General features: G+C 69.5%; 6 protein-coding genes. 3 read left to right on the forward strand and 3 right to left on the reverse strand.

Features of this window, described 5'->3' with window-relative positions; genetic code table 11:
* The 3 genes from cas7g to cas3g are packed head-to-tail and all read right to left on the reverse strand — an operon-like array spanning window position 1 to window position 4,711.
* Complete coding sequence (cas7g, locus tag BVIR_RS10150) at window positions 1-1,101, reverse strand: type I-G CRISPR-associated RAMP protein Csb1/Cas7g (protein WP_055037559.1); 1,101 nt, start codon at window positions 1,099-1,101, stop codon at window positions 1-3.
* Window positions 1,098-1,988: a type I-G CRISPR-associated protein Cas8g2 gene (gene cas8g2, locus BVIR_RS10155; RefSeq protein WP_055037560.1), complete on the reverse strand. Its 891-nt coding sequence runs from the start codon at window positions 1,986-1,988 to the stop codon at window positions 1,098-1,100. Before cas8g2 ends, cas7g begins: the two co-directional genes overlap by 4 nt.
* Window positions 1,985-4,711: a type I-G CRISPR-associated helicase/endonuclease Cas3g gene (gene cas3g / locus BVIR_RS10160; RefSeq protein ID WP_055037561.1), complete on the reverse strand. Its 2,727-nt coding sequence runs from the start codon at window positions 4,709-4,711 to the stop codon at window positions 1,985-1,987. Before cas3g ends, cas8g2 begins: the two co-directional genes overlap by 4 nt.
* Window positions 4,712-5,075: 364 nt before the next feature.
* On the opposite strand from cas3g, the gene BVIR_RS10165 reads away from it, so the two are divergent.
* The 3 genes from BVIR_RS10165 (at window position 5,076) to BVIR_RS10175 (ending at window position 6,811) form a co-directional block, all read left to right on the forward strand.
* Complete coding sequence (locus BVIR_RS10165; RefSeq protein ID WP_061349900.1) at window positions 5,076-5,678, forward strand: hypothetical protein; 603 nt, start codon at window positions 5,076-5,078, stop codon at window positions 5,676-5,678.
* A gap of 220 nt (window positions 5,679-5,898) precedes the next feature.
* Window positions 5,899-6,252 carry a winged helix-turn-helix domain-containing protein gene (locus tag BVIR_RS17230; protein WP_055037563.1) on the forward strand — a complete coding sequence of 118 codons (354 nt, stop codon included), beginning with the start codon at window positions 5,899-5,901 and terminating at the stop codon, window positions 6,250-6,252.
* On the forward strand, window positions 6,242-6,811 hold the full coding sequence (locus BVIR_RS10175) for an IS630 family transposase (RefSeq protein WP_236823756.1): 570 nt from the start codon (window positions 6,242-6,244) through the stop codon (window positions 6,809-6,811). The genes BVIR_RS17230 and BVIR_RS10175 overlap by 11 nt, the downstream gene beginning before the upstream one ends.
* Window positions 6,812-7,181 lie beyond the last annotated feature (370 nt).

Here is a 7,181-nt window from a genome sequence, read left to right on the forward strand (position 1 = left end):
TCAGCCCTTCGCCTTCTTGGCCTTGCCGTCCTTCTTCTCGTCGAGGCTCGCGCGGGCGCGGCCGGGATCGAACTTCACGGACCGGTCCGGCGCGACGCCGAATGCCGCCTTCGCCTCGCGCGCGATCTTCAAGGCACGGCCGGCATCGAGCGCGAGCGGCGTCCGCTCGCCGGTGCGCGCCACCATCGCCCAGTCGGACGCGCCGTTCGGCGCCGGTGTGAGCAGGCAGCCCTGGCGCAGGAAGGCGTCCGGCGGCTCGGCCGCCGCCACCAGCGCGAGGCCGAGCACGTAGCGCCGCAGTGCCGCGCCGTTCTCGCCGCCGAGCTGGCGCAGTGCGACGAGATTGATCGTCACGTCGCGCCGGATCTCGCCGCGCACCACCACCCCGCCCAGCACCTTCTCCTTGCGGCCGTCGTCGCGCCACACCGCCGGGGCGTGGCGGAACCCGAGCTGGGAGCGCACGTCGTTCTCGCCCTTGTCGCCGGTCTCCTCCAGCGCGCCCTCGGCGACGTAATCGATCGGCGGAATATACTGCGCCGCGCGGTGCAGCACATCGACGTCCCACGCCCGGATGGTCGATTGCACGATGCGTGGCAGCTTGGCCTGGGTGTCGCGCGAGTCCCACGCGCCGAACACCAGCGACGTCGGGGCAAGCTTGGCGAGCGCGCTGGCGTCGCCGTTGTCCTGATAGAGCTTGAACGCGGCGCGCGCCTCGTCCGCCAGATCGGACGAGCGGATCAACGCGTCGCCGAGCCGGTGGCCGGCATCGAGGATCGAGACCGTCTTGTCATTGCCGATGGCGATGTCGATCTGCGGCACCAGTGTCGCCAACGGGTTCTCCGGGCGGCCCGGCGCCGCCCGCTTGAAGATCGGCTCGATGCGGTTGGCCTGGGACCCCACCGAGTCGATGGTCGCGACCTTGGTGCCGTCGGACAGCGTGTCGATCGAATAGCCGATGTCGGCATAGGTCGGCGGGAACACCACGCCGCCCTCGCCTTCCACAGGCACGAGTTTCTGCCGAAGCACCAGCGCCACCGGGCCGCGCGGGTCCTCGGCCCAGGTGGAGAGGAGTTCGGAGGTCAAGGCGAGCGGCGCGGTCATGATGCGGTGTCCTCTCGGGCAAGCTTGATGGCGCGGGCCTGGTTCTCCTGACCGGGCCAGCCGAGATCGATGCGGAACGTGCGCGTTCTGAAGCCGAGGTCGGCGGTACCCATCACCGCGCGAGCGAGCGGCGGCACGAGAAGACCGCTCCAGGCGGCGTATCTGTAGGTGAGCTTGTCGATGCGGTGTGGCCGCGCGTGTTCGAGGCCGATCGCCGCCAGAACGTCGACGAGCGGAAAGCCGATCATCGCCACGTCGCTGTGCGCGTTGGTCGAGAAGCCCGCATCGAACGGGATGGTGCCGGCGCGATAGTCGAACCGCAGATTGCTCGACTGCACCGCGCTCGCGCTCGACGGGTCGAGATTGCCGAACGGATCGGCGGCCGCCGCCGCCCGTTGGTTCGCGGACCAAGTGCGAATTTGCGCCAGCAGATCGCGCACCAGCGCCGGCCCCGGATAGCCCGCCATGCCGGCCCAGAACTTGACGTTGTCGATCCCGGCCGACGAGCGGTCGACCCAATGCGACACGAAGATCGACCGCTGGCCTGCGACGAGCCGGCAGGGCAGCGCGCTCGGCGTGTCCGGGCGCGGGCACGGGAACACGTCGCGGTCGGACGGAACGGACCGGACGCCCCATTTGTCGGTCGCAAGCCCGCCGTCATGCGGGACGACCGCGACGGCCTCCGCTTCGGCCAGGAACGCCAGCACCGCTTCGACCGGATCGCCCGCGCCGTCGGCGCTGAGGACGAACACATCGCGCTCGCCGGTATCCCACTGAAAGCCGCCCTCGGCACCGCCGAGCAGCACGTCCGCGGCCTCGATCAGGCCGAGGCAGGCGAACACTTGGCCGGGATTGAACAGATCAACCGGGATCGAGACCTCGCTCATCGGCCGTCTCCAGGTTTCCCGCTCGCAGCATCCGGCGCCGAGGCATGCCAGTCGGCGGCGCGGAACACCGCCTCCCACCACGCCAAACCCCACGGCCCCCAGATCGTCTGAAGGCGGGCGAAGCGCAGCGCGGCCTCGCGCGCAATCGTCTCTGCGGCCGAGGGCGGCAGGTCGTCGGGCGCGCCCGGCGCCGGTGGCAGGATCGGTGGCATCACCGGCCGCGCCAAGCCGTGATGGGCGGCGACCAGATGCAGTGCGAGGTCGCGCAGATCGTCCGACAGCCCCGCGAGTTCCGGCGCGAGGCGGGGATCACGCAGCGCCGCCACCAGCGAGCCGAACTCGTGGCGGTAGCCGGCGAGCAGCGCCGGGTTGCCGCCTTTGCCGGCGGTCTTGGCGAAGGGTCGGCCGTCTTTCGGCGCGCCCATCGCGTCCTGCCACAGCGGACGCCGCTTGCCATGGTCGTGCAGCCGCGCCGCCGCCGCCAGCACCGCGCGAAGCTCGGCGGAGAGGTTCAGGCGATCGGCGAGCCGATGAGCCGCGGCTTCGACGCGGCCGTGGTGCTCGGCAATGGTTTCGGGGGTACGGCCGGTGCCGCGCTCGACTCCGGGCGGCTCCGCGGCAAGCCGGTTCTCGACAACAAGCTGGGCCGGGTCTTGCTCGTCGCCGCTGCCGAGCGGCAGCGCGAAGGTGCGCGCCCAGCCATCCTCCAGCAGCGCGTCGCCCTCGATCCGCCGCACCCGCCAGCCGATGGCCGCGATCTCGGCCTCGGTCCAGCCGCACACAGGCTCCGGCTCGTCGTCGAGCGTTCGTTTCGGCCCATCGGCGCGGGCATCGAGCAGCCCGTCGGCATCGAGGCCGCCGAGATCGGCCTGCAGGACGAGGCGCTTGCCGGTGAGCTTGCGTGCCAGGATGTCGCGCGTCCGCGTCTTTTCCAGTTCCTTGCCGAACGCCTCGGACGTCCACGCCGCAACGAACTCGTTTTTCTGATCGAGCAGCAGGATGACGGCGGTCGCAAGGCCGTTCGAAGGCGCCATCGCACCGGCCTTGCTCATCGCCTCGACCCGCTTCTTGAGCACGTCGAGCACGGTCGAAACCGGCGCCTCCAGGACTTCCGAGCGGTGGATCGGCGCCCGCTCGAAAAACCGGTTGATCTCGTCCGGCACGGGCTCCTTGTCGTCGTCCTCCTTGTCGTCGGCGCGCCACGGCAGCAGACGCCGCCAAACGACCTCGACATCGGGCTCGTCCTCCTCGATCCAGCCGCGCAGCCACGGCTCGACCTCGGGACGCCCGGTGTGGGCGTCGAGCGCGGTCATCGACCACGCCTCGACCAACGGCAGCGTCAGCGCGGGGCGCAGTGGATCGGACGTGGTGGCGGCATCGAGGATCGCGTCGAGTGCCGGATCCGCCGCCGCACGGGCTTTCAGCGCATGCACCGCGCCGACGCTGGCATCCAGCGCACCATCGGGCAGCACCGGCAGGGCTTCCACCGCGCGGCGCCGGGCAGCGTCCTCAGGTTTGGCCTTGGCCGGCGGCGGCGCGACCACCACCACCGGTGCCGGCGCCACGCCGCCGCGCCGGTTGACCCGGCCGAGGCGCTGCACCATGCGCTCGAACGCCACGAGATCGCACACCAGCGCGTCGGCATCGAGATCGACGCCAACCTCACCGGCCGAGGTGGCGACCAGGAAGGCCGGCGCCGGCTCGCCGTCCGGCGGCGTGCCCTCCAGGAACCAGCGATAAACGTCCTCCCGCACGAGGCGTTCGCGCTCCAAAACGCGGCGCTGCCCGGTCAGCAGGCGGACGCGTCCGTCCTTGCGTTCCTGCTTCACGAGCAGGTCGCGCACCTGCTGTGCCGCCTTCCGGCTGTCGCAGTACACCAGCACGCGCCGGGCCGTGCCGTCGGGCGCCTGTCTCGCCTCCCAGGCGTGGCGTGCCAGACCCTCGTGCAGCGCGCCGTCGCCGCCATCGTCGATCCGCAGCGGCTTTTGCGCATCGAGCCGCGCCCGCACCATGGGATGCGCAAAATCGGCATCTGCGAGCGAAAGCGGCGCCGACGGTCCGGGCCTGCCGCGGCCGGTCGCCGTCAGCGCCATCACCCGCAGCGTCGGCACCGGGACGGCAGCCGCCGCGGCGGTGGCCCCGGCCTCGTCCAGCAGCGCGAGGAACGGCGCGCACAGATGGGCCTCGTCGAGCACCACGAGCGTGTCGCACGCCAGCAGCCCGGCGTGGACCGGGCGCATCTTCCGCGAGACGCCGTAGCCCCCGAACAACAGCCGCGAGCCGATCATATCGACCGTGCCAACGACGATCGCGGCCGCGCCGGGATCGGTGAACCACAGCCGGTTGGCCGCGAACTGGCCGCGCAGCGTGGCGATCCGAAGCGCCTCGCCTCGCGATAGTCCCAAGTCAGCCCGGACGTCATCGCCCACCGCGCTCGGCTCGCCATCCCCACCGATCCGCCCAGCAATGGCCTCCGCCTCCGCCGACGCCTGATCGACCACGGCGCGACGATCGACGACATAGACCAGCCGTCTCGGGACGGGCGCACCCAACGCTCGGGCGATCAGCCAGATCGCGATCACCGACGTCTTGCCGAGCCCCGTGGGAATGTCGAGCGCCGCCGGGATGTCGCGGGCCCGCAGCCGCTCGTACAGGGCTGCCTGCCACGGGAACGGCTCCGGACGTCCGGTGACCAGCGCGAAGAGATCGGCGAAGCCGGTCATAAGATCATTACACGCAAAAAAACCGGAAGCGCTGAAGGCGCCTCCCGAAAAACTGCGCGTCGGGTTCTGTACCCTGATTCGAGCGGAATGCGGCTGGCATCGCCCCCCCCGAGGAAACACGGACTGCGAACGTCCGGAGCGTGAACAGGAGGGAAGCACAGCCGAAAGTGGTGATCAAGAGTTGAAGTCCCGCTCTGCTCCGAGGGCTCAAGTTTGGACTGGCTTTCCCGTCGGAACAGAGCATTCCTGTCCGCGTCCCGGGCGGTGGCGACGCCCGGGACCGATGCCCCGCCGGCCGATGGCCAGGAGCGGGGCTCCGGCAGTGACGGCGCGCCTTGCGCCGCACGAACCGGAGACACCCATCATGTCCGCCAACATCTCGACCAAGCCGCTGACCGACGCTCAGCTCGCGTTGCTCGCCGCCGCCGCCCAGCGCGCCGATCGCGCACTGGTGCTGGCGGAACGCTTCAAGGGAAACGCCGCGCAGAAGACCGCCGAAAAGTTGATCGGCCTCGGCCTCGTCGAGGAGATCCGTGCCCGCGGCGAGATGCCGGTGTGGCGGCGCAATGATGATGGTCGCGCGATGGCGCTGTGCATCACCAAGCGCGGCCTGCAGATCATCTCGGCGAGCGAGAATGAGCCAAAGCCGAAGACAAAGACGCCAGCACCGGCGCGCCGGCCGGCGACCAAGATGCGGCCTGCCACGATGACGGCTCGACCGGACGGGGGTGATCAGCGCGAGGCTGCATCCACGAAGGCGCAGGGCCGCACATTGCCTGCTCCCTCCCATGAGCTGCCTCACGAACCCGCGTGCCCGCCGTCGGCCCTCAGCGAGGGCGTGAACCGCGCTCCTGATCACGGTTCGCCATCGTCTGCGCCCAACATACGCGCCGGCACGAAACAAGCCCAGATCCAGGCGTTGCTGCATCGGCCGGAGGGCGTGACGAGTGATACGATTTCCGGATGAATGACTCGGGGATTCCTGGCGTTATGGGGTGCGGGTAAGCTGGTGAGCTATGAATCGCGGGAGGCGGTCATGGCGCACGTTGTGGATCATTTGAGCGTTGCAGAGCTGGAGCAGCGCTATCGGGACTGCGCGGACGGCTGCACGGCGCGGCACGACCAGTTGATCTGGCTTTTGGCGCGGGGCCATACGGTGATCGAGGCCTCGGGCGCTGACGAGTTTTGTGCCGCGCTGGATCGAGGAGCTTCTGGCGCGCTACAACCTTCTGGGCGAGGTGGCGTTGGGCGATCTGCGCCGCCACAACGGGGCGCCGCGAAGGCTGTTGACGCCCGACCTTCTCGACCGTCTGCAGGTGCGCTTGCGCGAGCCGCCGCCGAACGGCGGGGTGTGGAGCAGCGGCAAGGTGGCGGCCTGGATGGCGAGCGAACTCGGCCGTGAGAAGGTTGCGGTCCAACGCGGCTGGGACGCGCTGCGGGCGATCGGCTGGTCCGTCCAGGCCCCGCGGCCCAGCAACCCCAACGCGGCGAGCGCGGCGGACCAGGCGGCATATAAAAAAACTGGCGCAGATCGTCGCTGACGAGGTTTCCGCCCACCCCGGCATCCCGGTCGAGGTGTGGGCGAGCGACGAGCACCGGCTCGGCCTGAAGCCGATCCGCCGGAGAGTGTGGGCGCCGGCCGGTGAGCGCCCGATTGCGCTGGGCCACCATCGCTTCGAGTGGCTCTACGTCACCGCCTTCGTGGCTCCGGTGAGCGGCGAAGTGGTGTGGTTCCTCTCCAACGGCCTGTCAAAGCCGTTCTTTGCCGCGCTGCTCCAAGCCTTCGCGCGCGACGTCGGCGCCGGCCGCAACCGCATCATCGTGCTCCAGATCGACAATGCCGGCTGGCACACCCCGGAAAATCTGCCCGTCCCGGACGGCGTCCGGCTGGTCTACCAGCCGCCATATACGCCGGAGCTCCAACCCGCCGAACACCTGTGGCAGCTGGTCGATGAGTCGATCGTCAACCGCCACATCGCCAGCCTCAAGGACCTCGAGGCCATCATCGCCGCCCGCTGCTGTGCCCTCGCCGACGATCCAGCCACCATCGCCAGCACCACCAACTTCAATTGGTGGCCAAGCCCCGCCAGCCCGAGCTGATCAACCGGAAACCGTATGACACGTTAGTGCGATTTTGATGTCGAGAGCATGACGCTCGCACGCAGTTCCCGTATTTTGTGCAGCTCAGAAATGCCGCTCTACGACAAGTTCGCGCAAATCGAAGCGGGAGATGTGGAAGCCTGATTGGCGGGCCTGTGTGAGGATCTCGTCTCGAAGAGAGAGGCCCGCGGGATTGCTCGGCCGCCCAAAGCGGCCTTTGTGACGAGGCTTCGGTCCGTCCGATTGCTCGTCCGAACCGCCTCGTCAGCTACCAGATCAATCGACAACTCTCTCGCTGGATCCTTCCTCCACTGGCAACGCGCGCCGTCGGGACGCACCAAACGGCTTCACGTAAATCGGCGGCACCTGC

It is taken from the genome of Blastochloris viridis (assembly GCF_001402875.1).
In the GTDB taxonomy this organism is placed as follows: Bacteria; Pseudomonadota; Alphaproteobacteria; order Rhizobiales; family Xanthobacteraceae; genus Blastochloris; species Blastochloris viridis.